The sequence below is a fragment of the Dankookia sp. GCM10030260 genome (genome assembly GCF_042666655.1).
Taxonomy (GTDB): Bacteria; Pseudomonadota; Alphaproteobacteria; order Acetobacterales; family Acetobacteraceae; genus Paracraurococcus.
This window is the reverse complement of record NZ_JBHTDE010000002.1, coordinates 1,007,069-1,033,245: the sequence shown is the minus strand read 5'-3', so window position 1 is coordinate 1,033,245 and position 26,177 is coordinate 1,007,069. Positions and strand designations below refer to the sequence as shown.

Genomic DNA, 26,177 nt, shown 5'->3' with positions numbered 1-26,177 from the left:
TAGGCGGCGCGACTAGAGCAGCGCCTTCGAGGCCTTCTCGAAGGTGCCCTTCGACAGGTTCGGCGCGTCCAGCACCCGCTGCAATTCGCGCCGCATCAGCGTGCCGCGTGCGGCGGATTGCCGCCGCCACTGGCCGAGTGGCCCGACCAGCCGCGCGGCGATGGAGCCGTTGATGGGGTCGAGCGCGATCACCGCATCGGCGAGGAAGCGATAGCCCTCCCCCGACAGGTCGTGGAATTGCGCCGGATTGCCGCTGGCGAAGGCGCCGATCAGGGAGCGGGCGCGGTTGGGGTTCCGCAGGTCGAAATCCGGATGCGCGTAGAGCGCCCTCACCGCGGCGATCGCATCCGGCCGCGCCGCCATCGCCTGGATCGAGAACCACTTGTCCAGCACCAGGTCGTCGCCGCGCCAGCGCGCATGGAAGGTGGCCAGCGCCGCCTCGCGCGGCTCGCCTGCGGTGTCCGCCAGCAGCGACAGCGCGGCCAGGCTGTCGGTCATGTTGGTCGCGGCATCGAATTGCGCCTTGGCCAGTGCGGCGTCGCCGGCAGCGCTCAGGTAGGCAAGGCAGGTGTTGCGCAGCGCGCGGCGGCCGATGGCGGTGCCGTCGATGCGATAGGGGCCGCTGTCGGCCAGCGCGTCGTAGGTGGCGCGCAGCGCCGGGCCGCAGCGGCGGCCGATCTCGGCGCGCAGGTGCTGGCGGACGGCGTGGATGGCGACGGGGTCGGCGATCTCCATCTGGTCGGCGAGGAAGCCTTCGCCCGGCAGCGCCAGCGCCTCGGCAGCGAAGGCGGGATCGGCCCCGGCGCCGGCCAGGGTATTGGCGACGGCCTCGGCCAGCGCGTCGTCGAAGCCGGGCGCTTCGCCACGCTGCCGCGCCGCGACCATCTCCAGCATGACGGAGGCCGCATATTGCAGCCCGCTTTCCCAGCGCACGAAGGGGTCGGTGTCGTGCACCGCGAGGAAGCGCAGCCGGTCGCGCGCGACCCCGCGCAGCCGCACCGGGGCGGAGAAGCCGCGCAGCAGGGAGGGCACGGGTGGCGCGGGCACGTCCTCGAAGACGAAGGACTGCTCGGCGCCTTCCAGCAGCAGCATGCGGGTGCCGGGCTGCGCGGCGTTCTCGCCCGCCAGCCGCGTCGGCAGCGGCGCGCCATCCGGACCGAGCAGGCCCATGGCGACCGGAATCGGCACCGGGCGCTTCTCGGCCTGGCCGGGCGTCGGCGGGATCTGCTGCGTCAGGGTCAGGGTGAAGCGGCGCGTCGCCGGGTCGTAGCTGTCGCTCGTCGTGAGGTCCGGCGTGCCCGCCTGGTCGTACCAGCCATAGAAGGCGGAGAGGTTGATGCCGGAGGCATCCTGCATCGCGCCGACGAAATCCTCGATCGTCACCGCCTGGTTATCGTTGCGGGCGATGTAGAGGTCCATCCCGCGCCGGAAGGCTGCGGCGCCGATGCGGGTATGCAGCAGCCGCACCACCTCGGCGCCCTTCTGGTAGACCGTGGGCGTGTAGAAATTGTCGATCTCGATGTAGCTGTCCGGCCGCACCGGATGCGCCATCGGCCCGGCATCCTCGGGGAACTGCGCCGCCCGCAGGCCGCGCACGTCGCGGATGCGCTTGACCGCGCGGCTGCCCATGTCGGCGGAGAATTCCTGGTCGCGGAAGACGGTCAGGCCTTCCTTCAGCGACAGCTGGAACCAGTCGCGGCAGGTGACCCTGTTGCCGGTCCAGTTGTGGAAGTACTCATGCGCGATGACCGTCTCGATCCCCTGCCAGTCGCCGTCGGTGGCACTTTCCTGGCTCGCCAACACGTATTTGGTGTTGAAGACGTTGAGACCCTTGTTCTCCATCGCCCCCATGTTGAAATCCGACACGGCGGCGATGTTGAAGACGTCGAGGTCGTATTCGAGGCCGTAGACCTCCTCGTCCCAGGCCATGGAGCGCTTCAGGCTGTCCATGGCATGGCCGCAGCGATCCTCGTCGCCGCGGCGGACATAGATGTTCAGCGCGACCTCGCGGCCGGACTTCGTGGTGAAGCGGTCGGAAACCGCGACGAGATCGCCCGCGACCAGGGCAAACAGGTAGCTCGGCTTCGGGTGCGGATCGACCCAGCGGGCCCAGTGGCGTCCCTCGCCCGCATCGCCGGCACCCTCCGGGTTGCCGTTCGACAGCAGCACCGGCACCCGTGCCTTGTCGGCGGTGACGGTCACCGTGTAGCGCGCCATCACGTCGGGGCGGTCGGGGAAGAAGGTGATGCGGCGGAAGCCTTCCGCCTCGCATTGCGTGTAGAAATTGCCGCCCGAGGTATAGAGGCCCGAGAGCGAGGTATTCGCCTCCGGCGCGATGCGCACCACCGTTTCCAGCACCGCCCGCTCCGGCAGCCCGGCGATCGTCAGCGACCCGTCGGCGGCGAAGGCCAGCCGTTCCGGCGGCAGCGCTGCCCCGTCCAGCTTCGCTTCCACCAGGGTGAGCCCGTCGCCGTCCAGGTGCAGCGGCGCATCCGCCGCGGCAGCCGGGTTGCGCCGCAGCGCCAGCCGCGCCCGCACCGTGGTGGAGGCCGCATCGAGGTCGAAGTCCAGGTCCACCGTGTCCACCAGGAAGGCCGGCGGCGCGTAGTCGGAGCGGCGGATGGTGACGGGGGTGGCGGCTGTCATGCAATCAGGCCTGGAACCGGGTGAGGACATTTTCCAGCATACGCGAGATCGGGTTCACGTAATCGGCATACGACAGGCTGCCGCAGAAGGTGATGGACCCGGTGGAGAAGACCGCTCCGCCGTTGCGCGTCTCGAAATAGACGATCTCGGCGCGGATCAGGGCCTCCGGCTTCTCGCCGGTGACGGTGGTGATATGGGTCAGCAATTCCTCGGGCACCGTGACGAAATGGTCCTGGTGGCCCTCGGACCGCGCGACGATGACCGCATTGGGCGGGGTGCCCAGCATCGGGTCGGCGCGGTCCAGCTCGAACCCCGCGGCACCGCCGCCGGACAGGCCGAAGCCGCCGAAGGTCTCGCCCGGCGCGATGCCGGTGCCGTCGAGGATCCAGGCGGCGCGGGGATCGGCGGCGCCGGGCATGGCGCGGTAGTGGCTGCCTTCGAACTTTCCCTGGCCGCTGAAGCCGACGCCGCAGAGCAATTGCGGCGGCCGCCCGTTGCGCCGCCACAGCCCGCCCAGCGTGCCGTCGAGCTGGTTGCAGTATTCGCCGGTCTCGGCCGCCCAGGCGCGGATGCCGCCCTCGGCGCGGCGGATCTCCAGCACATGCGGCCGGTCCGGGCGGCGCGCCACTTTCCAGTAGAAGCCGTTGCCGCCGAGATAGGCGAGCCGCCCGCCATCGTTCACATAGGCCTGCAGCGCGTCGAGCGTGCCCGGCGTGTGGTATTCCGGGTGGGAGCCGGTGACGACGCATCTGTAGCGCGCCAGGAGTTCGACGCCCTCGTCGTCCAGGTCCTCGTCGGTGATGATGTCGAAGGCGATGCCCTTCTCCTCCAGCCAGTCGGTCAGGTGGCTGTCGGCCGGCAGGTGCCGTAGGCCGGACCCTTTCGGGTCGGGCACCGCGAGGAAGCCCGGCCGCATGTTCATGATCGGCCGCAGCCGCGACGACAGATGGATGCCGCTGCCGTCGACATGGGTGTTGTAAGTCGAGAGCCCGTAGTCGGTGACCAGGTTGCCGCACCAGTCGAAGGCGCCCCAGGCCTGCCGCTTGGCGCGGTGGTCGTCGGGGAATTCGGGCCGGCGGTAATTCGCATAGACCTGGCAGGTGAAGGTATTGGCCAGGTAGGCGACGGCGGCGCGCGCCACGCCCTTCGGCGGCAGCACGAAGAAGGGGATCATGTCCCAGTCCGTGCCGGCCGTCAGCCGCACCGCATAGACGCCGCTCGGCATCCCGGCCGGGATGGGCACGATGAAGTCGGTCGCCCAACGGCAATCCTCGAGGTCGTCCTCGTGGAAATGGATCGCCGCATAGTGCCGCGGCGCATGCGGCCAGGCATGCTCGGCGCCGGTCCAGCGGCTGCCCTTCACCGCCCGCGCCGGCAGGTTCACCAGGGTGCCATGCAGCGCCGCCGGGCCACGGTCGAGGATCGCTTCGCCTTCCATCGCCTGGGCGAAATCCCACCAGGTGGCGACCCGGCCGGAGGCGAGCAGCGCCTCGGGATCGTCCAGCGTGACGCGCGGGGTGCCGCGCAGCAGCAGCGGGTCCTCGATGCGGCCGTTGAAATGCGCCGTGGCATCGGATGCGGCGGCGAAGGTGATCGACGTCTCGCCGGACCAGTCGGCGACCGGCAGCGCCGCCTCCGCCGCGCCGTTATCGGTCGCGCCCCAGACGCGCTGCAGCGGCCGCTGCGTCAGGGTCAGGCGGCCGGCGCCGAGCGTGACGGCGATCTCGTACCAGGCGCGCCGTTGCGGCGCGGCGGCGGTGGCGCAGCGAATGGTCTCGCCGCCCTGCACGACATCGACCGCGAAGCCGGCGGTGGTGACCGACAGCGTCAGCGCCCGACCTTCACCTGCCAGCGCCAGCACCACCTGCGGCGCTTCCCGCAACAGCCAGGGCGAGACGCGGAGCAGCAGGGAAAAGCCCTCGCCGAGTGCCAGCCGGCCCGCGGCGCGCCCCAGCGACCCATTCGGCACCGGCTTGGCGACGGAGGGGTATTCGCCCGCCCAGTCGGCCGGCACCGGGATCAGCTTCATCCCCGGCCCGGCCGGGTTTGGATCGGCATGCCGCACCCGGACCAGCTCCGCCCGGTAGGGCGTGGCGAGCTGGGAGGAGACCTTGACCTCCAGCCGCTCCCCCGGTCGGGCCGAGAAGCGGTCCAGATATCCGATCAGCGGCACCACCATCGCCCATCCCCCGCGCTGTCCGGGCGACAGGGTGGACAGCCGGGGGCGATGGCGCAAGCCGGCTAGCGGTAGCCGGGATCCGTCAGGTTGGTCAGCGGGAAGGCGCTGTGGACATGCGGCTGCACCACCGGCGCCACTGGATGCAGGTAGCTGCCGTCGAGCTGGCCGAAGGCGGTGACGCCGAGCAGGCCGAGCACCTCATGCACCTCGGTCTCCAGCAGGCGCAGCATCTGCGCGACGCCGGCCTCGCCCGCCGCGGCCAGGGCATAGCAATAGAGCCGGCCGATGCCGACCAGCTCGGCGCCCAGCGCGATCGCCTTGACGATGTCGGTGCCGCGGCTGAAGCCGCCATCGACCCAGACCTTGGCGCGGCCATCGACCGCCTTCACCACCTCGGGCAGCACCGCCAGGGCCCCGCGGCCGTGGTCGAGCTGCCGACCGCCATGGTTCGAGACGTAGACCACCTCGACGCCATGCTCGCAGGCGATCGCCGCGTCTTCCGCGGTGGCGATGCCCTTCAGCGCCAGCGGCGTCTTGGGGAAGCGTTCCTTCCAGCGCCTGACGTCGTCCCAGTTCAGCGCGGCCTGGAAGTGCTGGCCGGTCGCCCGCGCCCGCCAGGGCTTGACGAAGCGCTTGGCGATGTCGCGCTCGCGCCGGCTGTAGATGGCGGTGTCGACCGTCATGCAGAAGGCGTCGTAGCCGGCGTCGATCGCCTGCTGGGTGATGCCGCAGATCCAGTCGAAATCGCCGCGGACATAGAGCTGGAAGACCTTGATGCCGCCCGCCGTCGCCTCCGCCATCGGCTGCAGCCCGGGCATGGAGACGGAGGAGACCATGATCGGCACGCCGAAGGCGGTCGTCGCGCGGCCGGCCGGGGCACCGCCTTCCGGGTCGAAATTCTCCAGCCCGCCGACCGGCGCCAGCATGACCGGCAGGGCGATCGGGCGGCCGAGGAAGCGGCCGGAGACGTCGATCGAGGAGACGTCGCGCAGCACCCGCGGGCGGAAGGCCCAGGCATCGATCGCGGCGCGGTTGCGCAGCATGGTCGTCTCGGTCTCGGTCGCGCCGACCAGGTAGTCCCAGTTGCCCGGGCTCAGCCGCGACTTCGCCTCCTTGACGAATTCGTGCAGCGTGAGGAAGGGGCTTTCGGGTTCATTGCTCATTCTCGTTTCCTCCGTCACGCGCCGCCCAGGAAGTCTTTCGTCCAGCGCCGGTAGTCGCCGTCGCGGGTGATGCGCGGCATCAATTCCTTGTCGGGCAGGCCCTGCAGCTGCTTCGGCGGCGTGCCCTCGCGCAGCGCCCTCAGCGTCTCGAAGACCGCGCGCTGCGCCGCCATGATCGGCTGGTGACCCTGCAGCGCGATGCGCACGCCGCGGGCGGCGAGGAAGCCGCGGTCGCTCAGCTCCGGCCCCTCGGCGCCGCCGAGGATGATCGGCTTCGTCGCCACGGCGAAGATCGCGTCGAGCTCGGCCGGCCTGGTGATGCCGGTATAGAACAGCGCATCGGCGCCGCTGGCGGTATAGGCGCGGGTCCGCTCCACCGCATCGGCCAGACCGGTGACGCCGACCGCGCTGGTGCGGGCGACGATGCAGAAGGCCGGATCGTCCCGCGCCGCGAGCGCGGCGCGGACCTTGCCCAGCCCCTCCTCAAGGCTCAGCAGCGCCACGGCGCCGTCGCCGTAGGTGCGCGGCAGGACCGTGTCCTCCAGCGTCATCCCGGCGATGCCTGCGGTCTCCACCTCCTCGACCGTGCGCATGCCGTTCAGCGCGTTGCCATAGCCGTGGTCGGCGTCGACCAGCACCGGCAGGCGGCGGACGGCGCGGCAGATGCGGCGACACTGCTCGGCGAATTCGCTGAGCGTGATGCTGATATTGTCCGGCGCGCCGAGGATGGTGAGCGAGGCGGTGGAGCCGGCAAACATGCCAAGCTCGAAGCCGAGATCCTCGGCGATGCGGGCCGACATCGGGTCGTAGACCGAGCCGGGATGGATGCAGGCCGGGCCATCGAGGATGGCGCGCAGGCTGCGGCGGCGATCGGTGACGCTGCTCATCGCTCAGTCCTCCAGCTTCGGCAGGTCGACCCAGCGGCGCTGGGCGTGGCTCGCGTGGCAGGCCTCGATCAGTTGCAGCCCGCGCGCCGCCTGCAGCAGGGAGGCGGGGTTCGGCGCATCCTCGGCGATGTGGCGCAGCGTGGCCTCCCAGGCCTGGCGGTAGCTGTTCCTGAAGGGGACCAGCTCCGGCACCTCGGCCCAGGTGTCGCGGAAGTCGATCGTCTGCGGCGCCTGCACCGGGAAGACCGGCTTCGGGGTATTGGCCAGGGATTGCGTCCAGCATTGGTGCAGCGTCGCCACCGCACTGCCCATGGTACCCTCGGCGGTCACCACCAGCATGTCGTCACGCCGGATACGCGTTGCCCAGGAGGAGAAGACCTCCCCCACCAGCCCGCCGGGAAATTCCAGGATCGCGCGCGCCTCGTCCTCGACATCGACGTCGTAGGGGATGTGGCGTTCATCCCAGCGCTTCGGCTGGGCGGTGCGCATGTGGCAGGTCAGCGCGGTCGGCGCGCCGAAGAGATGGTCGATGACGTAGCGCCAGTGCGGGAACATATCCAGCACCAGGCCGCCGCCGGTGGCCTTCCTGTAGTTCCACGACGTGCGCTGCGCCGGGATGTGCTCCCCGTCGAAGACCCACCAGCCGAATTCCAGCTTCATCGACAGGAGCCTGCCCAGCGTGCCGAGACCGAGCACGGTCTTCAGCTTCACCAGCCCGGGCAGATGGATCTTGTCCTGCATGACCGCATGCTTGGCGCCGGCGGCCTCGGCGGCCTCGCGCAGCGCCAGCACCTCGGCCAGCGAGTCGGCGACCGGCTTCTCCAGGTAGATGTGCTTGCCGGCCGCCAGCGCCCGCTTCGCCAGGTCGACACGGCCGCCGCCGAAGGCGCATTCGAAGAACAGCTCGTCCTGCGGGTCGGCCAGGGCGGCGTCGAGGTCGGTGGTCCAGCGCTCCACCCCGAGCCGCCCGGCCAACGCCGCCAGCTTGTCGGCGCTGCGGCCGACCAGGACCGGGTCGGGCAGCAGCCGGTCGCCATTGGCCAGCGGCAGGCCGCCTTCGGCGCGGATCGGCAGCAGGCTGTTCATGAGATGCTGCGTGGTGCCGATGCGGCTGGTGGCACCATGCATGATGATGCCGATGCGGCGCGTGGCCATGGACCTCCCCCCGACTATTGCGGCCTGTGTAGCACCACCGGCGTCCGCGTGAAGCTGCGCCGGCCGCGCTTCCAGCCGGCCAGCACGGGGGCCACCTCGCGGATCGCCGCCACCGGGTCGGGCGCATCGACCAGCACCAGGTCGGCCGGGTTGCCCACCGCGATGCCATAGTCCTGCCGTCGCATCAGCTTCGCCGAGTGCGCGGTGAACATGCCCCAGGTGTCCCGCAGGTCGTCCGGCATGGCATGCTGGATGACGTTGGCATAGAGATTGGCCATGCGGATCAATTGCCCGTCGCCCATCGGGGTGAAGGCGTTGAGGATGTTGTTCGAGGAGATCGAGCAGGTGACGCCCAGCCGGTGCAGCCGGTTGGCATCCGCCACGCTGCGCTCCACCCGGTGGTCCCTGTCCCGCCCGCCGAGGTAGAGGTCGGTCGCCGGCAGCACGGTCAGCGCGACGCCGGCATCGGCCATGCGCTTCGCCATCGCGTCCAGCTCGGGCAGCGGCATGACGGACAGCTTGGTCAGGTGGCCGCAGGCGACGCGGCCGCCCCAGCGGTACTTCTCCGTCAGCTCGCAGACCAGGCGCGTGTCCAGATGCGCGGCCGAGGACCCGCTGTCGACATGCATGTCGATGTCGGCATCGTATTCCCGCGCCAGCTCGAAGATCCGGTGGATCTGCGCCGCCGGGTCGTCGTCATAGGTCGGCGCGGCGCCGACGACGCGGGCGCCGTTGCGCAGCGCGGCCACCATCAGCGCGTCCGTGCCGGGATTGTTGAGCAGCCCCTCCTGCGGCATGACGCAGATCTCGATGTCGATCGCCCATCGGTACTGCTCGACCAGCGCCTTGACGCCCTCGAAGCCGCGCAGCCCGACCTTGGGATCGACCTCGGCATGGGTGCGCATGACCATCGCGCCATGGCCGATGCATCTCTCCAGCGTCCGCTGGGCGCGGGACGTCACGTCCTCGACCGTGAAGGTATGCTTGATGTCGCTGACGCGCTGCATGGCGCCATGCGGGAAGCGCTGGGTCTCGCAGGGGCAGCGGTCGATGGTGCAGGTCTTGTCGAGGTGGATATGCGTCTCGACGAAGCCCGGCGAGACCAGCCGCCCGCCGCAATCGACCACCTCACCCGCCTCGCCCGGCAGCCCGGCGCCGAGAGCCGCGATCCGGCCGCCCTGGACGCCGATATCGGCGGCACTGCCATCCGGCAGTCGGGCGTCGCGGAGGAGGAGGTCGAAGCCCATCAGCGCTTCTCCGCCGCCGTCGCATAGGGGATGTTGCGGCCGCCGTAGCGGCGGACGCGCACATTGGCCTGCTCGGCATGGCCGGCGAAGCCTTCCAGCATACACAGGCGGGAACAGACCTCGCCGATCATCGCGCTGGCTTCGTCGGTCAGCACCCGCTGGTAGGTGACCGTCTTGAGGAACTTGCCGACCCAGAGCCCGCCGGTATAGCGCGCCGCCTTCTGCGTCGGCAGCGTGTGGTTGGTGCCAATGACCTTGTCGCCGTAGGAGACATTGGTGCGCGGGCCGAGGAACAGCGCACCGTAATTGGTCATGTTCTTCAGGAAGTAGTCGTCGTCGCGCGTCATCACCTGCACATGCTCGGAGGCGATGCGGTCGGCCTCGGCCACCATCTCCTCCAGGCTGTCGCAGACGATCACCTCGCCGTAGTCGGCCCAGGACTGCCGGGCGACGCCGGCGGTCGGCAGGATGCCCAGCAGCCGCTGGACCTCCGCCATGGTCTCCCGCGCCAGCTTCTCGGAGGTCGTCAGCAGGATCGCCGGCGTGGTCGGGCCGTGCTCGGCCTGGCCGAGCAGGTCGGTGGCACAGATCTCGGCGTCCACCGTCTCGTCGGCGATGATCAGCGTCTCGGTCGGCCCGGCGAAGAGGTCGATGCCGACCCGGCCGTATAACTGCCGCTTGGCCTCGGCGACATAGGCGTTGCCGGGACCGACCAGCATGTCGACCGCGGCGATGCTCTCGGTGCCGAGCGCCATGGCGCCCACCGCCTGCACGCCGCCGAGGCAGTAGATCACGTCGGCCCCGGCCAGGTGCTGCGCCGCGACGATCGCCGGCGCGGGCCTGCCCTCGAAGGGCGGGGCGCAGGTGACGATGCGCGGCACGCCGGCGACCTTGGCGGTGACCACCGACATGTGGGCGGAGGCCAGCAGCGGATACTTGCCGCCGGGGACGTAGCAGCCGACCGAATTGACCGGCAGGTTCTTGTGCCCGAGCACCACGCCCGGCAGCGTCTCGACCTCGATATCTTTCAGCGCCGCGCGCTGGTGCTCGGCGAAGTTGCGCACCTGGGCCTGGGCGAAGCGGATATCCGCCAGGTCCTGGCCGGTGAGCTGGTCCAGGCAGGCCTGGATCTCGGCATCGGTCAGCCGGTAGTCGGCGCGGTCCCACGTGTCGAACTTCACCGACATCTCGCGCACCGCCGCATCGCCGCGCCGGGCGATATCCGCCAGCAGCCCCTCGACGATGCCACGCACCTTGGTGTCCGCATCGGCCTTGTCGGCGGCGGAGATGCTCGTCTTCAACCAGTGTGCCATCACGATAATCCTCAAGTTTCTGCCGGACCGATTGACGGCTCCGGGCGCCGCGGCACCCTCCGCCGGTCGGGCCGGCTACTCGGCGGTCCAGCCGCCATCCACCAGCATCGCGGAGCCGGTCATCAGCGCCGAGGCGTCGGAGGCGAGGAAGACCACCGCCCCCATCAGGTCGCCGACCTGCCCCAGCCGCCCCAGCTTGATCTTCGACAGGACCCAGTCCTTGAAGGCGGCATTCTCGAAGAACGGCCTGGTCAGCGGCGTCTCGATGAAGGTCGGGCCAATGGTGTTGGCCCGGATGCCGAAGGGGGCAAGGTCGATCGCCATCGCCTTGGTCCAGCCCTCCATCGCCCATTTGGACGCGCAGTAGACCCCGCGGTTCGGCCCGCCGACATGCCCCATCTGGGAGGAGATGTTGATGATCGACCCCCGCACCCCCTCTGCCATCATCCGCCGCGCCACCGCCTGCGCCGCGAAGAAGCAGCCGCGGGTGTTCAGCCCCATCACCGCGTCGAAATCCTCGGGCGTCACCTGGTCGAACCGGGCCGGCCGGTTGGTGCCGGCATTGTTGACGAAGGCGTGGTAGGCCGGCCGGGCGGCGATCGCCGCCTGCAGCGCCGGCACGTCGGCCACGTCCGCCACCAGCGTATCGGCCGCGCCGCCGGCCTCTCGGATCGCCGCCGCGGCCGATTCGATCTCCCCGCCGCTGCGGGCGACCAGGGTCACCGCCGCTCCGGCCCCGGCCAGCGCGGCCGCGGCCGCCAGGCCGATGCCCCGCCCTGCCCCGGTCACCAGCGCGCGGCGCCCATCCAGGCGGAAGCTCGGGGTCTCGGGCAATGCCGTCATCTGCGTCATGCGCAGCAGGCTACACGCCCCATCGGCGCGGTCCAGGGCTTGCGGCCCTGCCGCTCCTCCCCGACACTGCGCGCAACGAATTCCCGGGAGGTCTTCCATGTTCCGCACCGCCGCGGCCGCCGTGCTCGCCGCCTGCATCGCCCTGCCCGCCGCGGCCCAGACCAAATGGGTCATGGCCTCGGCCTATGCGGATGCCAATTTCCACACCCGGAACCTGCGCGAATTCATCGCCGACGCCGAAGCCGGCGCCGGCGGCAAGCTGCAGATCCAGCTCCACACCAATGCCTCGCTCCTGCCCATGCCGCAGATCAAGCGTGGCGTGCAGAGCGGCCAGGTGCAGATCGGCGAGATCCTGCTCTCGGTCTTCGGCGCCGAGGACCCGTTCTTCGAGGTCGACAGCGTGCCCTTCCTCGCCGAGACCTGGGCTGCCTCCGCCGCGCTGATGCAGGCCTCGGAGGAGCCGATCCGCGCCCGCATGCAGCGCCAGGGCCTGGAGCCGCTGTACTGGGTCAACTGGCCGAGCCAGGGCTTCTACACCCGCACGCCGCTGACCTCGGTCGAGGAGCTGCGCGGCGCGCGGCTGCGCACCTACAACGCCGTCACCGTGCGGATGGCGGAGCTGATGGGCGCGGTGCCGGTGACGGTGCAGGTGGCGGAGCTCGCCCAGGCTTTCGCCACCAACATCATCGGCGCCATGTTCACCTCGGCCCAGACCGGCGTCGACAGCAGCGCCTGGGACTATGCCCGGGTCTTCACCGATGTCGGCGGCATGCGGGCGCGCAACGTGATCATCGTCAACAGCCGCGCCATGGCGGCGCTCGACGCGCCGAGCCGCGAGGCGCTGCGCGCCGCCGCCGGCCGCGCCGCCACGCGTGGCCTGGCGATGGCGCAGGAGGCGGAAAAGGCGACATCGGCCCGGCTGGCGGAGAAGGGCATGGTGGTCGCCGCGCCCTCCCCGGCGCTGATGGGACAGCTGCGCGAGGTGGGCGCCAAGCAGGTGCAGGACTGGCTCGCCAAGGCCGGCCCGGACGGCCAGCAGATGCTCGACCGCTACCGCGCCGCCCTGGCCAAGTGACAGGCTTCGCCTGAGCCCGCCATACTGCGCCGCAGCAAGGGATGGAGGCGGCGATGGCGGAGAAGGTGGTGCTGGTCACCGGCGCGCAGCAGGGCATCGGGGCCGCCTGCGCCCTGGCCTTCGCGGCAGCAGGCTATGATGTCGTGGTCAACTGGCTGGACAACCAGGCGGATGCCGAGTCGGTCGCCGCCGGCGTCCGCGCCGCCGGCCGCCGCGCCGCGCTGGTCCAGGGCGATGTCGGCAGCGTCTCCGGCTGCCAGGCGATCGTGCAGGGCGCCATCGATGCCCTCGGCCGGATCGACGTGCTGGTGAACAACGCGGGCATCTTCCCGCGGGTCGATTTCCTGGCGATGACCGAGGCGGAGTGGGACCGCGTGCTCGGCGTGAACCTGAAGGGCAGCGCCTTCGCCGCCCAGGCCGCGGCGCGCGCCATGGTCGCCGCCGGCACCCGGGGCGCCATCGTCAACCTGTCCTCCTCCGCCATCCGCGGCACGCCGGTCGGGGTGCACTACAGCGCGACGAAGAACGGCGTCATCGGCATCACCCGGTCGATGGCCCTTGCGCTGGCGCCGCACGGCATCCGGGTGAATGCCATCGCCCCCGGCACCACCGACACGGCGCAGCCGCGTTACGGCAATACCGAGGAGGAGTTGCAGGCCTTCGGCCGCGCCCTGCCGCTCGGCCGGCTCGGCCGGCCCGAGGAGATCGCCGACCTGGCGGTGCACCTGGCCTCCGACAAGTCGGCCTGGGTGACCGGGCAGGTCTGGCACATCAACGGCGGCGGCTACATGCCCTGAGCGCGGATCCTAACGGGACATCTCCGCCGGCGTCGCGGTCTCGATCCGCGGCCCGGCCGTGTCCGTCAGGATCGGCCGGCCGGGGTGCAGCGAAAGGTCCGAGGCACCTTCCGGCGCCAGCCAACCCTGCACATGCACCACCCGGGCCCATCCCAGCACCAGCACCGCCAGCACCACCAGCAGCCCGACGGGGAAGCCGATCAGCGCGTAGAGAATGAGGTTGGCCACGAAGATTCCGACCGTCGCCGCCGCCACCGCCAGGATGCGCATGTGGTCGGGCTGGGCATCGAACCAGTGGTTCAGGCGGTACACCCAGGCCGGCGCTTCGACGGCGATATGCGTCTCCCCACCCACGTCGCGCGCCGGCAGTTCGGGGGCGTGGCCGATCATGTCGAATTTGAACATGACCCGCGGCCCCATCACCACCAGCAGAAACAGCAGGACCATCAAGGTGAAGGGAATGCCGGCGAACCAGGTGAGCATCAGCATCACGCCGAGTGTGCCCAGCGCCGACCAGAAGGCCGCCAGGAATTGCTGTTGCTGCGGCAACCGGTCGAACCACTGATTGTACAGGTAAATGCGATCCGAGATCGTCATGCCCGCCCTCCCCTGCGTCCGGCCATGGCAGCCGGCCCCAAGCGCAGGACGCTACCGGATCATTGGGGGACGCCTCAACACGGATGCGTGTGAAGCCTGGGCTACTCCGCCTTGACGCCGACCGTACGGATCACCTCCCGCCAGGTCTTGCGGTCGGTGGCGATGCGCGCCGCGAGCGTCGCGGCGTCCTCGAAGCGGGGCGAGAGGCCGCTTTCGGCCAGCCGTTTCGGCAGCGCCTCGCCGGCCATGGCCTGGCGCAGGGCGGCTTCCAGCCGGCCGGCGACCTCCGCCGGCATGCCGCGCGGGGCGCAGATGCCGAACCAGCCGGTGACGTCGAAACCGGGCACCGTCTCGGCCAGCGGCCGCACCTCGGGGTACAGCGCCGAGCCGCCGGTGTCGCCCAGCGCCAGCAACAGGATGCTGCCCTCGCGTAGCTGGCCCGGCACGTCGGCCAGGTTGGTGATCATGAAGTCGGTCCGCCCGCCGAGGATGTCGAGGATCGCCGGCGTCGCCCCGCGATAGGGGACATGCACCATCTCAGTGCCGGTCTTCTGCTTCAGCAGCTCGCCCGAGAGGTGCTGCGCCGAGCCCACCCCGGCGCTGCCGAAGCTGACCTGGCCGGGCCTGGCGCGGGCCGCCGCCAGCACGTCCCGCACGCTGCGGTAGGGGCCCTTGGCCGAGACCATGAAGCCGTAGGAGGAGAGAGCGAGGTTGCCGACCGGCGCCAGCGCCTCGCCCGGGTCGAGCGGCAGGTTGGCGCCGACCAGCTGCGGGACGATCGCCAGGGTGCTCATCGGGCATTGGAACAGCGTGTTGCCGTCGGGCGCGCTGCGCGCCACCTCGGCGGCGCCGATCACGCCGTTCACCCCGGTGCGGTTCTCGACCACCACCCGGGCGCCGAGGATCGGCCCGATCGCCTCGGCGGCGAGGCGGGAGACGAGGTCGGAGGCGCCGCCGGCGGCGAAGCCGCTGACCAGCCGGATGGTCCGCTCCTGCGCCATGGCGGGTGCCGCCAAAGCCGCGCCCAGCAGCATTCCCAGCACGATGCGCCGCATCATCCCACTCCCCGGTCGTTCTTGCAGCGATCCTCCCGCTACCCGACCCTGGACGCAAGCGCGGCGACGGGCTTCGATCCGGGCATGACCTTCTCCCTGATCGCGCGCTGCCCGCGCACCGGCCAGATCGGCGCGGCCGTCACCACCTCCTCGATCGCGGTGGCGACGCGGGTGCCGTTCTGCGCCGCCGGGGTCGGCGCGGTGCTGACGCAGCACCGGACCGATCCGCGGCTCGGACCGCGCGGGCTCGACCTGCTGCGCGGCGGCTGCACCGCGGCGGAGACGGTCGCGGCGCTGGTCGCCTCGACCCCGCATGCGGGCTGGCGGCAACTCGCTGTCCTCGACGCCGCCGGCCGCACCGCGCACCACCACGGCGCCCGGGTGAAGCCGGAACGCGGCGAGGCGCATGGGCCGGGGGTGGTGGCGATCGGCAACATCCTGGCCTCGGATCAGGTGCCGGCGGCGATGCTGGCCGGGTTCCTGGCCGCGCCCGACGCGCCCCTGGCCGAGCGGCTCCTGCTGGGGCTCGAGGCCGGCGAGGCGGCGGGCGGCGAGCATGGCGCCGTCACCTCGGCCAGCCTGATGGTCGTCTGGCGGGAGGCCTTCCCCTATGTCGACCTGCGGATCGACCTCTCGCCCGCGCCGCTGCCGGCGTTGCGGGCATTGTGGGCAGGCTATGCGCCGCTGGCGGAGGGATTCGTGCAACGGGCGCTGGCGCCGGATGATGCGCCTGTGATCTGAGATCGGCAGCGAACCGCGCTAGGCCAGCGGTGTTGGAACGACTGTCCAACCCTTGGCTTTCCGGGAGCCCCCGCCATGAGCATTTTCGGCAGCATCGTTTCCAAGATCTTCGGCCATAGCAAGGCAGCCCAGCCTGAAGCCGGCACGGCCGCGGCCGGCAGCCCGGCCGCCACTGGCGCGCCGGACGACGCGGCCAATGCCGGGCAGACTGCATCGATGCAGGATGTCGACGTCGCCGGCATCCTCGACGGGCTGGCGTCCAAGTCCTCGCAGCGGCTCGACTGGCAGCATTCGATCGTCGACCTGATGAAGCTGCTCGGCCTCGACAGCAGCCTCGACGCGCGCAAGAGCCTGGCGCAGGAGCTGCACTACGACGGCAGCACCGCGGATTCGGCGGCGATGAACATCTGGCTGCACCGCCAGGTGATGCAGAAGCTGGCGCAGAACGGCGGCAAGGTGCCGGAAGAGCTGCGCCGCTGAGGTGATGGCCGGGGTGCCGCAACGGCGCCCCGGCTACAGCACCTTGTGCCTGCCGTCGCAGAGCGGGGCCTTGCCCGTGGCCTTGCAGCCGCAGAACCAGGCCTGGCCGTCCTTTTCCGCGGTGTATTTCAGCGGGGCGAAGCCGCTGCCCTTGTGGGTACCGTCGCAGAAGGGCTGCTTGGCGGAGTTGCCGCAGCTGCACCAGAAGTAGCTCTTCCCGGCTTCGACCTGGACCGGGTAGGGCGCCTTCTGGGCGCAGGTCGGCTGCGGCGTGGCGTCGGTCATGGTTGCCTCCCCTGGTTGCAGGCCAAGGATCGGACCACGACCGAAGCCTTGTCCAGCTAGGCGGCCTCAGCCCTGCTGCGGCATGGCGGTCGGGATGATGGTCTTCACCAGCGAGGCATCCAGCGCCTCGTAGTCGTGGTAGCCGATGGTGGCATAGAGCTCGGCCCGGGTCTGCATCCGGTCGACCATCTTGTGGGTGCCGCCATTGGCCTTGATCGAGGCGTAGAGTTCCTCCACCGCCTTGGCCGCGACCCGCAGGTGGGAGACCGGCCAGATCACCATCGAATAGCCCATCCCCTCGAACTCGGCCGCGGTGAAGAAGGGCGTGCGGCCGAACTCGGTCATGTTGGCCAGCAGCTTCACGCCGGGCATGCGCCTGGCGAACTCGATGAACATGTCGCGCGTCGTCAGGGCTTCCGGGAAGATCGCGTCAGCGCCGCTCTCCAGGTACAGCTTGGCGCGCGCCACGGCGCCGTCCATGCCCTCGCTGGCGGCGGCATCGGTGCGCGCGATGACATACAGGTGCTTCCGCGCCTTGCGCGCCGCGGCGCATTTCGCCGCCATGTCGTAGGCATCGGCCAGCTTCTTGTCGTTCAGGTGGCCGCATTTCTTCGGCAGCAACTGGTCTTCCAGGTGCACCGCGCCGGCCCCGGCCTCCTCGAAGGCGCGCACCATGTGCATGACGTTCAGCGCCTCGCCATAGCCGGTATCGCCATCGACCAGCATCGGCAGGCCGGTGGAGCGGTTGACCTGGCGGATCCAGAAGCAGACCTCGTCCACCGTGATCATGCCGAGGTCGGGCAGGCCCATGGTCGCGGTCATCGCCGCGCCCGAGAGATACACCGCCTCGAATCCGGCCTTCTGCGCCAGCAGCGCGGCCATGCCGAAATGCGCCCCCGGCATCTGCAGGATGCCCGGGCGTTCCAGCAGGCGGCGGAAGCGGAGGCCGGCCGGCTCGTCCGGGACATCGGCACCGATCACGTAGGGCATGGCGTCTCTCTCATCACGTCAAGGTATGCGGCGGGAGAGAGCGCCTGGCCCGGCGATCTGTCAATTTCGATCCTGTCGGGGCGACGATAGCCAAACCGTATCACCGGAAGAATATCAACGTCACCAGGCCGAACAGCGGCCAGAGCACCACCGCGGCCCAGAATACGTACCCGAAGAAGCCCGGCATCCGCACCCCGCCGCGTTCCGCCATGGCCCGGACCATGAAATTGGGCGCGTTGCCGATATAGCTGTTGGCCCCCATGAAGACCGCGCCGCAGGAAATCGCCGCCAGCACCGCGGCATCCGGCCCCATCAGCCGCACCGCGTCGCCGCCGGCCAGGTTGAAGAAGACCAGGTAGGTCGGCGCATTGTCGAGCAGGCTGGACAGCACCCCGGTCAACCAGAAATAGGCCGCCGGGTCGGGCGAGCCGCCGGCATCGGCGCCCAGCGCGACCAGCCCGGCCGCGGCTCCGTCCGGCCCCGCCCGCAGGATCGCCAGCAGCGGCGCCATGCAGACGAAGATGGCGGCGAACAGCTTGGCCACCTCCACCATCGCCCCCCAGCCGAAGCCGTTCTCCTCCCGCAGCGCGATCGGCGTGACGCGAAAGGAGACCACCGCAATGCCCAGGAATGCCGCCACTGCCAGCAGCCGTTCGAGTCCCACGGGCTCCCCGAGGACCGCGACCGCGCCCGGCTGCCAGATGCCCTGCAGCACCACCACGCCGAGCACCGCGCCCAGCAGCGCCAGGTTGCGCCGGCCGCGCACATGCAGCCCCGTTGCCTCTTCCCGCAGTGCCGGCGGCGGCACCGGCCGTTCCAGCGCCCAGGCGCGGCGGTCCAGCAGCCAGTAGAGGCCCAGCAGCAGCCCGGCGCAGACCAGGAACTCGGCCGCCAGATGCTGCGCCGTCCAGAAGAAGCCGACCCCCTTGAGGAAGCCGAGATAGAGCGGCGGGTCGCCCAGCGGCGTCAGCACGCCGCCGATATTGCTGACCAGGAAGATGAAGAAGACGAAGCTGTGCACCTTCCGCACGCGGAAGGCATTGGCCCGCAGCAGCGGCGGCAGGAAGACGATCGAGGCACCGGTGGTGCCCATCACGCTGGCGGCGAGCGTCCCGGCGGCCAGCAGCGCGGTGTTGACCGCCGGAGTCCCGACCAGCCGGCCGCGCAGCACCACCCCGCCGCCGGTGGTGAACAGCGCCAGGAGCAGCGCGATGAAGGGCAGCCAGTCCTGCAGCAGGATGTGGCGGATCTCCGCCAGCGTCGCGCCGATGCCGAAGACCCAGGCTAAGGGCAGCAGCAGCGCCGCCGCCCAGCCGGCGGCGATCTTGCCGTAATGCAGGTGCCAGATGCGCCCGGCCACCAGCGGCAGCAGGGCGATGGACAACAGCAGCCCGGCGAAAGGCAGCCCCCAGGCGAGGCCGAGCGGCGGCCCCGCCGGCGCCGCCAGCGCCGGGGCGGCGACCAGCATCATCGGTATCGACCAGGTGGCACGGCGGATCGGGCTTCGGACCATGCCGGCCAAACACCGCAATTATCGCGCCCCCGCAACCCCGGCGGGACGGGCAGCATTGCCCGGGTTGGCCTGGAGCATGACCTGAACGGCACCCCGCCGGGGGTTTCCTTGGCCCCCACCCGCCCCTAAGGTCCGACGCGAATTCGGGAGCAGACCATGGAGATGACCGGCGAGCGGCGCATTCCCGCGCCGCGCCAGCAAGTCTGGGAAGCACTGAACGATCCGGAGGCCCTGCGCGCCTCGATCCCCGGCTGCGAAACCGTCGAGCGGACCGCCGAGGATGCCTTCACCGCCAAGGTCGGGGTCAAGCTCGGCCCGATGTCGGCCAAGTTCGGAGGCAAGGTGAAGCTGGAAAACATCAACCCGCCAGCGAGCTACACCATCAGCGGCGAGGGCAATGGCGGCGCCATGGGCTTCGCCAAGGGCGGCGCCGACGTCGCGCTGGAGGAACTCGGCCCCGCCGAGACGCTGCTGAAGTACCATGTGAAGGCGCAGGTCGGCGGCAAGATGGCGCAGCTCGGCGCCCGGCTGATCGACAGCACCGCCAAGCAGATGGCAGACCAGTTCTTCGACCGCTTCGCCGCCCGCCTGACGCCGGCGGAGCCCGAGCCGGCCGTGGCGGATGCCGCCGCCCCGGTCGCCGGGACCGACACCGAATACCTGGCCGATGCAAGCGGTCCCGGCCCGCTGACCCAGCACGGCGCCGAGGGCCCGAGCGCGGGCGGCGGCAAGCCGGTCCACCGGCCGAACCCGCGCCCGGTGGACGACAACGCCATCAAGCCGCTGCGCCTGATGCTGCAGATCGAGCCCTTCGGCCTGCCGCTGCAATTCTGGGCCGGCTGCGTGCTGATGGTCGCGATCCTGGCGCTGATGTTCCTGTGAGCGGGTCCGGTCGACCGAGCGCGGGCGAGGACGTGAATCGGCCGCGCCCGGCAGCCGCGCCGGACCTGCCGGAAACCGTCGAGGCCACCCAGCGTCTCCTGGCGGCCGGCGGCTATGTCGCCGACCGGGCGCTGGCGACCACCGTGCACCTTGCGCTCAGGATGGGCCGGCCGCTCTTCCTCGAGGGCGAGCCCGGCACCGGCAAGACCGAGATCGCCAAGGTGCTGGCCAAGGAGCTGCCGCGCCGGCTGGTGCGGCTGCAATGCTACGACGGCCTCGACCTCTCGGCCGCGGCCTATGAATGGAACCACGCCCGCCAGCTGATGAGCATCCGGCTGGCCGAGGCGACCGGCGCCTCGCAGGACCGCGAGGCGCTGGAACGCGGCATCTATGACCGCCGCTTCCTGCAGGAACGCCCGCTGCTGCAGGCGCTGTCGCCGGAGGGCGGCCCGGCGGTGCTGCTGATCGACGAGCTGGACCGCGCCGACGAGCCCTTCGAGGCCTTCCTCCTGGAGATCCTCGCCGACTTCCAGCTCAGCGTCCCGGAACTCGGCACCATCAAGGCGGATGTCGCGCCGGTGGTGATCATCACCTCCAACCGCACCCGCGAAGTGCACGACGCCATCCGCCGGCGGTGCCTGTACCATTGGGTGGACTACCCCGATGCGGCGCGGGAACGCGCCATCCTGGCGATCCGCGCGCCCGGCGTGCCGGAGAAGCTCTCGGCCCAGGTCGTCGCCTTCGTGCAGAAGCTGCGCGGCGGCGACTACTTCAAGCTGCCGGGCGTCGCCGAGACGATCGACTGGGCCGCGGCGCTGACCGCGCTCGACGCGGCGGAGCTCGAGCCGGCGGCGGTCGACGAGACGCTCGGCGTGCTGCTGAAGTACCAGGACGACATCGCCAAGCTGCGCGGCGCCGAGGCGGCCAGGCTGGTCGCCGAGGCGAAGCAGGCGGCGGCGTGACGCGGCCCATGCAGGGGGCGCTGCCCCCTGCACCCCCGCCGGGGACCGGGTCGGCCCCCGGACCCCGACCGGGGTTTTTCGTCCGGGATCGGGCGCCCCTTGGCTCGGGTGCTGGCCGATGAGCGAATTCACCACCCTCGCCGCCCTCACCACGCCGCCCGGCGCGGCGCTCGCCGCCAACCTTCTCGCCTTCGGCCGGCTGCTGCGCCGCGCCGGGCTGCCGGTCGGCCCGGCCGAGACCCTGGCCGCGGCCGAGGCGCTGCAGCTCGTCGACATTGGCGACCGCCGCCAGGTGCATGCCGCGCTGCGCGGGGTGATGGTCCGCCGGCACGCCGATTTCGACGTCTTCGACCAGGCCTTCCTGCTGTTCTGGCGCGACCCGGAGGCCGGCCGCAACGCCGCCGCCATGGCCATGCTGGACGGCTTCAAGGAGCGCCAGAAGCCACCCCCCTCCTCCCGCCGCGTCTCCGAGGCGCTCGCCCCGCCGAAGCAGGCGCCGCAGCAGCCGCCGCGCGAGCCCGAGGAGAAGCCGCCCATCGCCGTGGCGATGACGGTCAGCGAGCGCGAGCGCCTGCAGGCGATGGATTTCGAGGCCATGTCGGCGGCCGAGATCAACGACGCCAAGAAGGAGATCCGCAAGCTGGTCCTGCCGCTGGACGCCAGGCCAACCCGGCGCTTCCGGCCCGACCCGATGGGCCCGGTGGTCGACCTGCGCGCCACCATCCGCGCCAGCCTGCACGAGGGCGGCGAGATCCTCACCCTCGCCCGCAAGCGCCGAGTCACCCGGCCGCCGCCGCTGGTGGCGCTGTGCGACATCAGCGGCAGCATGGCGCGGTATGCGCAGATCCTGCTGCATTTCCTGCACGCGGTCACCAACGACCGCGACCGGGTGCACAGCTTCCTCTTCGGCACGCGGCTGACCAACGTCACCCGCCAGCTCAAGTCGCGCGATGCCGAGGTGGCCTTCGAGCTGGTCTCGCATATCGTGCCCGACTGGTCGGGCGGCACGCGGATCGGCGAGTCGCTCGAGCTGTTCAACCGGCAATGGTCCCGCCGCGTGCTCGGCCAGGGCGCGGTGGTGCTGCTGATCACCGACGGGCTCGACCGCGAGGGTGCCCGCGGCCTGGCCGAGGCGACCGACCGGCTGCGGAATTCCTGCCGCCGGCTCATCTGGCTGAATCCCCTGTTGCGGTACGAGGGCTTCCAGCCCAGATCACAGGGCATCCGGGCGATGCTTCCGCATGTGGACGAATTCCGTCCGGTGCATAATCTGCAGAGCCTGCGGTCGCTGGTGGAGACGCTGAGCGGCCCGCAGCCCGGGGACCGGACGCAACGGAGGATGGCGGCATGAGCGATTCCGAGGACGTGCTGGCGACCGCAGCCGGCTGGCGCGCGGCCGGCGAGACCGTGGCGCTCGCCACCGTGGTCGAGACCTGGGGCTCCTCGCCCCGCCCGGCCGGCTCGCGGCTGGCGGTCAGTGCCTCCGGCAAGCTGGCCGGCAGCGTCTCCGGCGGCTGCATCGAGGGCGCGGTGGCCGATGTGGCGAAGCAGACCATGCAGACCGGCACGCCGCAGCTGCTGGATTTCGGCATCTCCGACGAACGCGCCTGGGAAGTCGGCCTGGCCTGCGGCGGCAAGCTGAAGGTCTTCGTGGAGAAGCTGTCGTGACGCCGGATGTCCTGGCCGCGCTGCAGGCGGCGCAGGCCGCCAAGCGCCCGGCCGCCCTGCTGACGCGCCTTAGCGACGGCGAGCAATGCCTCTGGCCCGACACGGCGGTGCCCGGCGCGCTGGCCGAGGCCGCGCAGACGGCGCTACGCGACGACGCGGCGCAGAACGTGACGCTGGATGGCGAGGCCTGGTTCGTCCACCCGCACAACCCGGCCCTGCGCCTGATCGTGGTCGGCGCGGTGCACATCGCCCAAGCCCTGGTGCCGATGGCGCAGACCGTGGGTTTCGCGGTGACCGTGGTCGACCCCCGCCGCGCCTGGGCGACCGCGGACCGCTTCCCGGGCATCACTCTGATCCATGAATGGACCGACGACGCCATGGTCGCCCTGGCGCCCGACGGCCGCACCGCCGTGGTCACGCTGACGCACGACCCCAAGCTGGACGACCCGGCGCTGGATGTCGCGCTGAGGTCGGATGCCTTCTACATCGGCGCGCTCGGCTCCCGCCGGACACACGCCAAGCGCGTCGCGCGGCTGGCCGAGCTCGGTCACGCCGAGGCCGCCATGGGCCGCATCCGCGCCCCCGTCGGGCTGAACATCGAGGCCGTCACCGCACCCGAGATCGCCCTGTCGATCCTGGCCGAGGTGGTCGCGGCAAGGCGCGGCGCCGCGCTCGGCACCCGCGCCGCGCCGGCCGTGGCCGCCGCCGCATGATCTTCGGACCCACCCCGCTGGATGAGGCGCGTGGCGCCGTCCTCGCGCATACCGTCCGGCTGCAGGGCCGGGTGCTGAAGAAGGGCACCGTGCTGGACCAGGCGGCGATCGCCGCGCTGCAGCAGGGCGGCCATGGCAGCGTCATCGCCGCGAGGCTCGAACCCGGCGACGTGCCGGAGGACGAGGCGGCCGACCGCCTGGCCAATGCGCTGATGGGCCCGCTGCTGGCGCGCACCCGGGCCTCGACCGGGCGGGTCAACCTGGTCGCCGAGACCGCCGGCCTGCTGGTGGTCGAGGCGGGCGTCATCAACCGGTTGAACGCGCTGGATGAATCGCTGACCGTGGCGACCCTCGCCTCGCACATCCCGGTTTCGGCCAAGGAGATGCTGGCGACCATCAAGGTCATCCCCTTTGCCGTCCCCGGCGCCGTGCTGCAGGTGGCCGAGGCCATGGCGAAGCAGGGCCCGCCGCCGCTGTCGCTGCATCCCTTCCGGCCGCTGAAGGTCGGGCTCGTGCTCAGCGAGCTGCCCGGCCAGAAGGAAAGCGTGATGGAGGGCGCCGTCGAGGCGACCCGGGACCGGATCGAGGCGCTGCACGGCACCCTGCTGCCGCCCGAGCGCACCCGGCACGAGACCGCGCCGATCTCCGACGCGCTGACCCGGCTGCGCCGCCAGGGCGCGCAGGTGCTGCTGGTCGCCGGCGCCTCCGCCGTGGTGGACCGGCGGGATGTCGGGCCGGCGGCGATCGTGCGGGCCGGCGGGACGATCGACCATTTCGGCATGCCGGTGGACCCCGGCAACCTGATCTGCCTCGGGCACATCGACGGCATCCCGGCCCTGGTCCTGCCCGGCTGCGCCAAGTCGCCGAAGCTGAACGGCATCGACTGGGTGCTGCAGCGCCTGTTCGCCGGGCTGAAGGTGACGCCGCGCGACGTCATGGGCATGGGCGTCGGCGGCCTGCTGAAGGAGATCGAGACCCGCCCCCTGCCGCGCGCCGAGGCGGCCAATACCCCGGCCCAGACGCTCACGCCCCGCCGCGGCCGGCAGGTCGCCGCCCTGGTGCTGGCCGCCGGCCGCAGCCGCCGCATGGCGCCGCTGAACAAGCTGCTGGTGGCCGACGACCAGGGCGTCTCGATGGTCGCCCGCGTGGTCGACAATGCCCTGGCCTCCCGCGCCCGGCCTGTCGTTGTGGTCACCGGGTATGAGCGGGAGCGCGTCGAGGCGGCGGTCGGCGGCAAGGGGGTGATCTTCGCCCATGCCGAGGACTATGCCGAGGGGCTGTCGGCCAGCCTGAAGGCCGGCCTCGCCGCGCTGCCGCCGGGGATCGAGGGCGTGGTCATCTGCCTCGGCGACATGCCGCTGGTGGCCGGGCCGATGATCGACCGGCTGATGGCCGCCTTCGACCCGGAGGAAGGCCGCGCCATCGTCATGCCGACCTTCCGCGGCAAGCAGGGCAACCCGATGCTCTGGGCGGTGGAATTCCTGCCGGAGATGATGACCATCACGGGCGATGTCGGCGCCCGGCACCTAGCCGGCAAGCATGCCGACCGGGTGGCCGAGGTCGAGATGGCCGACGACGCCGTCCTGCGCGACTTCGACACCACCGACGCGCTGCGCAAGGCGCCGGGCTTCGCCGGGGTCAGGTAGCCTCTCCCCGGCGCGCCGGCCGGCTCATCCCGCCGCCGCCTGCCGCACCCATTCCGCCCAGGCCAGCGCCGTCGCATCCTGGCCGAACCCGGCCACCACCTGCACGCCGAGCGGCAGGCCCTTTGGCCCGGTGCCGGCCGGCACCGTCACGCAGGGTACGTGCAGCAGGGTCCAGAGCGAGTTGAAGGCCGGGTCGCCGGTCCAGCCCAGGCCCTCCGGCGCCTCGCCCGGGGCGCTCGGCGTCAGGACGGCGTCGCAGCCCGAGACGATATCGGCGAAGGCCGCCTGCGCCGCGGCGAAGGCCGCCTGCCCCGCCGCCAGCGCCGGCCCGCCCTGGGCATGGCCCCAGTCCAGCCGCTCGCGCAGCCCGGGCGAGAGCAGGGATGCCATCATGGCCCGCTCCCAGCCCAGCGCCTCGGCCGATTCGCCGTTCATCACCAGGGCATGCGCGTCGAGGCCGGCAACCACCGCGGGCGGCAGCTCGATCGGCACGATCGTGGCGCCGGCTTTTGCCGCGGCGCTCGCCACGCGCTCCAGCAGCGCCCGAGTCTCAGGCTTCGCCTCGGCCGCGGTCGGGCCCCAGCAGAGCGCGAGGCGCGGGGCGCGGCCGGGCCTGATTTCCGGCGCGCCGTAGTCCCGCCCGGTCAGCCCGGCCATGACCAGCGCCGCGTCGCCCACCGTCCGGGTGATGACGCCGATGGTGTCGAGCGATTCGCTCATCACCTTCATCCCGGCGCGGTGCAGCGTGCCGTAGGACGGCTTGAAGCCGACCGCGCCGCAATAGGCCGCCGGCCGGATGATGCTGCCCGCGGTCTGGGTGCCGAAGCCGGCATGGAAGTACGCCGCCGCGGCGCCTGCGGCCGAGCCGGAGGAACTGCCGCCCGGGGTATGCGCCGGATTGGCCGGGTTGCTGGTCGGCCCCGGCTGGCGGGTGGCGAATTCGGTGGTCACCGTCTTGCCCAGGATCACCGCCCCGGCCCGGCGGCCCGCGGCGACGCAGGCGGCATCCGACCGCGGCCGGTGCCCGGCCCAGATCGGCGAGCCGTACTGCGAGGGCTGGTCGGCGGTGTCCAGCACGTCCTTCACCCCGAGTGCCAGCCCATGCAGCGGCCCCGCGGCGCGGCCCGCGGCGCGGGCGGCATCGAGCGCCACCGCCTGGCGCATCGCCGAAGCCGGGTCGAGCCAGGCGAAGGCGCGCAGCACCGGCTCCCGCGCCGCGACCCGGTCGAGCAGCGCCTCCGTCAAGGCGGCGGCGCTCAGGCTGCCGGCCCGGAGCCGGCGGGCGGCCTCAGTGGCGGGAAGGTCGGCGAGATCGGTCATGGCAGGGCCCC

The 26,177-nt window shown here is 71.4% G+C and carries 24 protein-coding genes; 10 read left to right on the top strand and 14 right to left on the bottom strand.

Annotated elements, in window-relative coordinates; all coding sequences use genetic code 11:
- Positions 1-12: 12 nt before the first annotated feature.
- From pepN to ACFQS7_RS11270, 8 genes are all read right to left on the bottom strand, one after another.
- Positions 13-2,646 (bottom strand): aminopeptidase N, encoded by a 2,634-nt coding sequence (pepN, locus tag ACFQS7_RS11305; protein ID WP_380067148.1) that lies wholly within the window; start codon positions 2,644-2,646, stop codon positions 13-15.
- Positions 2,647-2,650: 4 nt separating this feature from the next.
- A complete protein-coding gene (locus ACFQS7_RS11300) occupies positions 2,651-4,819 on the bottom strand; it encodes a N,N-dimethylformamidase beta subunit family domain-containing protein (protein WP_380067147.1) in 2,169 nt (722 codons plus the stop codon).
- A 68-nt stretch (positions 4,820-4,887) separates the two neighbouring features.
- A complete protein-coding gene (locus ACFQS7_RS11295; RefSeq protein WP_380067146.1) occupies positions 4,888-5,988 on the bottom strand; it encodes an alpha-hydroxy acid oxidase in 1,101 nt (366 codons plus the stop codon).
- A gap of 14 nt (positions 5,989-6,002) precedes the next feature.
- Positions 6,003-6,875: an oxaloacetate decarboxylase gene (locus tag ACFQS7_RS11290; RefSeq protein ID WP_380067145.1), complete on the bottom strand. Its 873-nt coding sequence runs from the start codon at positions 6,873-6,875 to the stop codon at positions 6,003-6,005.
- Positions 6,876-6,878: 3 nt separating this feature from the next.
- Entirely contained in the window at positions 6,879-8,030 is a 1,152-nt protein-coding gene (locus ACFQS7_RS11285) for a Gfo/Idh/MocA family protein (protein WP_380067144.1), read from the bottom strand.
- Between the two features lie 14 nt (positions 8,031-8,044).
- Positions 8,045-9,277, bottom strand: a complete 1,233-nt coding sequence (locus ACFQS7_RS11280) for an amidohydrolase family protein (protein ID WP_380067143.1) — start codon at positions 9,275-9,277, stop codon at positions 8,045-8,047.
- Positions 9,277-10,590: a histidinol dehydrogenase gene (gene hisD, locus ACFQS7_RS11275; RefSeq protein ID WP_380067142.1), complete on the bottom strand. Its 1,314-nt coding sequence runs from the start codon at positions 10,588-10,590 to the stop codon at positions 9,277-9,279. Before hisD ends, ACFQS7_RS11280 begins: the two co-directional genes overlap by 1 nt.
- A 75-nt stretch (positions 10,591-10,665) precedes the next feature.
- Positions 10,666-11,442: an SDR family NAD(P)-dependent oxidoreductase gene (locus tag ACFQS7_RS11270; RefSeq protein ID WP_380067141.1), complete on the bottom strand. Its 777-nt coding sequence runs from the start codon at positions 11,440-11,442 to the stop codon at positions 10,666-10,668.
- A 97-nt stretch (positions 11,443-11,539) separates the two neighbouring features.
- Here ACFQS7_RS11270 and ACFQS7_RS11265 point away from each other — a divergent pair, with 97 nt between their 5' ends.
- Together ACFQS7_RS11265 and ACFQS7_RS11260 are read left to right on the top strand one after the other, a co-directional pair.
- Positions 11,540-12,517 (top strand): TRAP transporter substrate-binding protein, encoded by a 978-nt coding sequence (locus tag ACFQS7_RS11265; RefSeq protein WP_380067140.1) that lies wholly within the window; start codon positions 11,540-11,542, stop codon positions 12,515-12,517.
- A 53-nt stretch (positions 12,518-12,570) separates the two neighbouring features.
- Positions 12,571-13,314 carry an SDR family NAD(P)-dependent oxidoreductase gene (locus ACFQS7_RS11260; RefSeq protein ID WP_380067139.1) on the top strand — a complete coding sequence of 248 codons (744 nt, stop codon included), beginning with the start codon at positions 12,571-12,573 and terminating at the stop codon, positions 13,312-13,314.
- A gap of 9 nt (positions 13,315-13,323) precedes the next feature.
- Here ACFQS7_RS11260 and ACFQS7_RS11255 read toward each other — a convergent pair whose 3' ends face one another.
- Entirely contained in the window at positions 13,324-13,911 is a 588-nt protein-coding gene (locus ACFQS7_RS11255; RefSeq protein WP_380067138.1) for a hypothetical protein, read from the bottom strand.
- A 101-nt stretch (positions 13,912-14,012) separates the two neighbouring features.
- Positions 14,013-14,969: a Bug family tripartite tricarboxylate transporter substrate binding protein gene (locus tag ACFQS7_RS11250; RefSeq protein WP_380067137.1), complete on the bottom strand. Its 957-nt coding sequence runs from the start codon at positions 14,967-14,969 to the stop codon at positions 14,013-14,015.
- 81 nt (positions 14,970-15,050) lie between these two features.
- Here ACFQS7_RS11250 and ACFQS7_RS11245 point away from each other — a divergent pair, with 81 nt between their 5' ends.
- Together ACFQS7_RS11245 and ACFQS7_RS11240 are read left to right on the top strand one after the other, a co-directional pair.
- Positions 15,051-15,707 carry a DUF1028 domain-containing protein gene (locus ACFQS7_RS11245; RefSeq protein ID WP_380067136.1) on the top strand — a complete coding sequence of 219 codons (657 nt, stop codon included), beginning with the start codon at positions 15,051-15,053 and terminating at the stop codon, positions 15,705-15,707.
- Positions 15,708-15,782: 75 nt separating this feature from the next.
- Positions 15,783-16,187 (top strand): DUF3597 domain-containing protein, encoded by a 405-nt coding sequence (locus tag ACFQS7_RS11240; protein WP_380067135.1) that lies wholly within the window; start codon positions 15,783-15,785, stop codon positions 16,185-16,187.
- A 33-nt stretch (positions 16,188-16,220) separates the two neighbouring features.
- On the opposite strand, the gene ACFQS7_RS11235 is transcribed toward ACFQS7_RS11240, so the two are convergent.
- From ACFQS7_RS11235 to ACFQS7_RS11225, 3 genes are all read right to left on the bottom strand, one after another.
- Positions 16,221-16,472, bottom strand: coding sequence for a CDGSH iron-sulfur domain-containing protein (locus ACFQS7_RS11235; RefSeq protein ID WP_380067134.1), 252 nt, complete (start codon positions 16,470-16,472; stop codon positions 16,221-16,223).
- A 66-nt stretch (positions 16,473-16,538) separates the two neighbouring features.
- On the bottom strand, positions 16,539-17,462 hold the full coding sequence (gene prpB / locus ACFQS7_RS11230) for a methylisocitrate lyase (protein ID WP_380067133.1): 924 nt from the start codon (positions 17,460-17,462) through the stop codon (positions 16,539-16,541).
- 100 nt (positions 17,463-17,562) lie between these two features.
- The gene (locus tag ACFQS7_RS11225; protein WP_380067132.1) at positions 17,563-18,975 is read right to left on the bottom strand and encodes a sodium:proton antiporter; all 1,413 of its coding nucleotides are present in this window, start codon (positions 18,973-18,975) and stop codon (positions 17,563-17,565) included.
- Between the two features lie 156 nt (positions 18,976-19,131).
- Between ACFQS7_RS11225 and ACFQS7_RS11220 the strand changes: the two genes are divergently transcribed.
- The 6 genes from ACFQS7_RS11220 (at position 19,132) to ACFQS7_RS11195 (ending at position 24,846) form a co-directional block, all read left to right on the top strand.
- Complete coding sequence (locus ACFQS7_RS11220) at positions 19,132-19,857, top strand: CoxG family protein (protein WP_380067131.1); 726 nt, start codon at positions 19,132-19,134, stop codon at positions 19,855-19,857.
- 32 nt (positions 19,858-19,889) lie between these two features.
- Positions 19,890-20,819, top strand: coding sequence for an AAA family ATPase (locus tag ACFQS7_RS11215; RefSeq protein ID WP_380067130.1), 930 nt, complete (start codon positions 19,890-19,892; stop codon positions 20,817-20,819).
- 118 nt (positions 20,820-20,937) lie between these two features.
- On the top strand, positions 20,938-22,170 hold the full coding sequence (locus ACFQS7_RS11210; protein ID WP_380067129.1) for a VWA domain-containing protein: 1,233 nt from the start codon (positions 20,938-20,940) through the stop codon (positions 22,168-22,170).
- Complete coding sequence (locus ACFQS7_RS11205) at positions 22,167-22,487, top strand: XdhC family protein (RefSeq protein ID WP_133286894.1); 321 nt, start codon at positions 22,167-22,169, stop codon at positions 22,485-22,487. Before ACFQS7_RS11210 ends, ACFQS7_RS11205 begins: the two co-directional genes overlap by 4 nt.
- A complete protein-coding gene (locus ACFQS7_RS11200; RefSeq protein WP_380067128.1) occupies positions 22,484-23,200 on the top strand; it encodes an XdhC family protein in 717 nt (238 codons plus the stop codon). Before ACFQS7_RS11205 ends, ACFQS7_RS11200 begins: the two co-directional genes overlap by 4 nt.
- Positions 23,197-24,846 carry an NTP transferase domain-containing protein gene (locus ACFQS7_RS11195; protein ID WP_380067127.1) on the top strand — a complete coding sequence of 550 codons (1,650 nt, stop codon included), beginning with the start codon at positions 23,197-23,199 and terminating at the stop codon, positions 24,844-24,846. The genes ACFQS7_RS11200 and ACFQS7_RS11195 overlap by 4 nt, the downstream gene beginning before the upstream one ends.
- Before the next feature lie 24 nt (positions 24,847-24,870).
- Here the strand turns inward: ACFQS7_RS11195 and ACFQS7_RS11190 are convergent, their stop codons facing one another.
- Positions 24,871-26,166, bottom strand: coding sequence for an amidase (locus tag ACFQS7_RS11190; protein WP_380067126.1), 1,296 nt, complete (start codon positions 26,164-26,166; stop codon positions 24,871-24,873).
- Between the last annotated feature and the right edge of the window lie 11 nt (positions 26,167-26,177).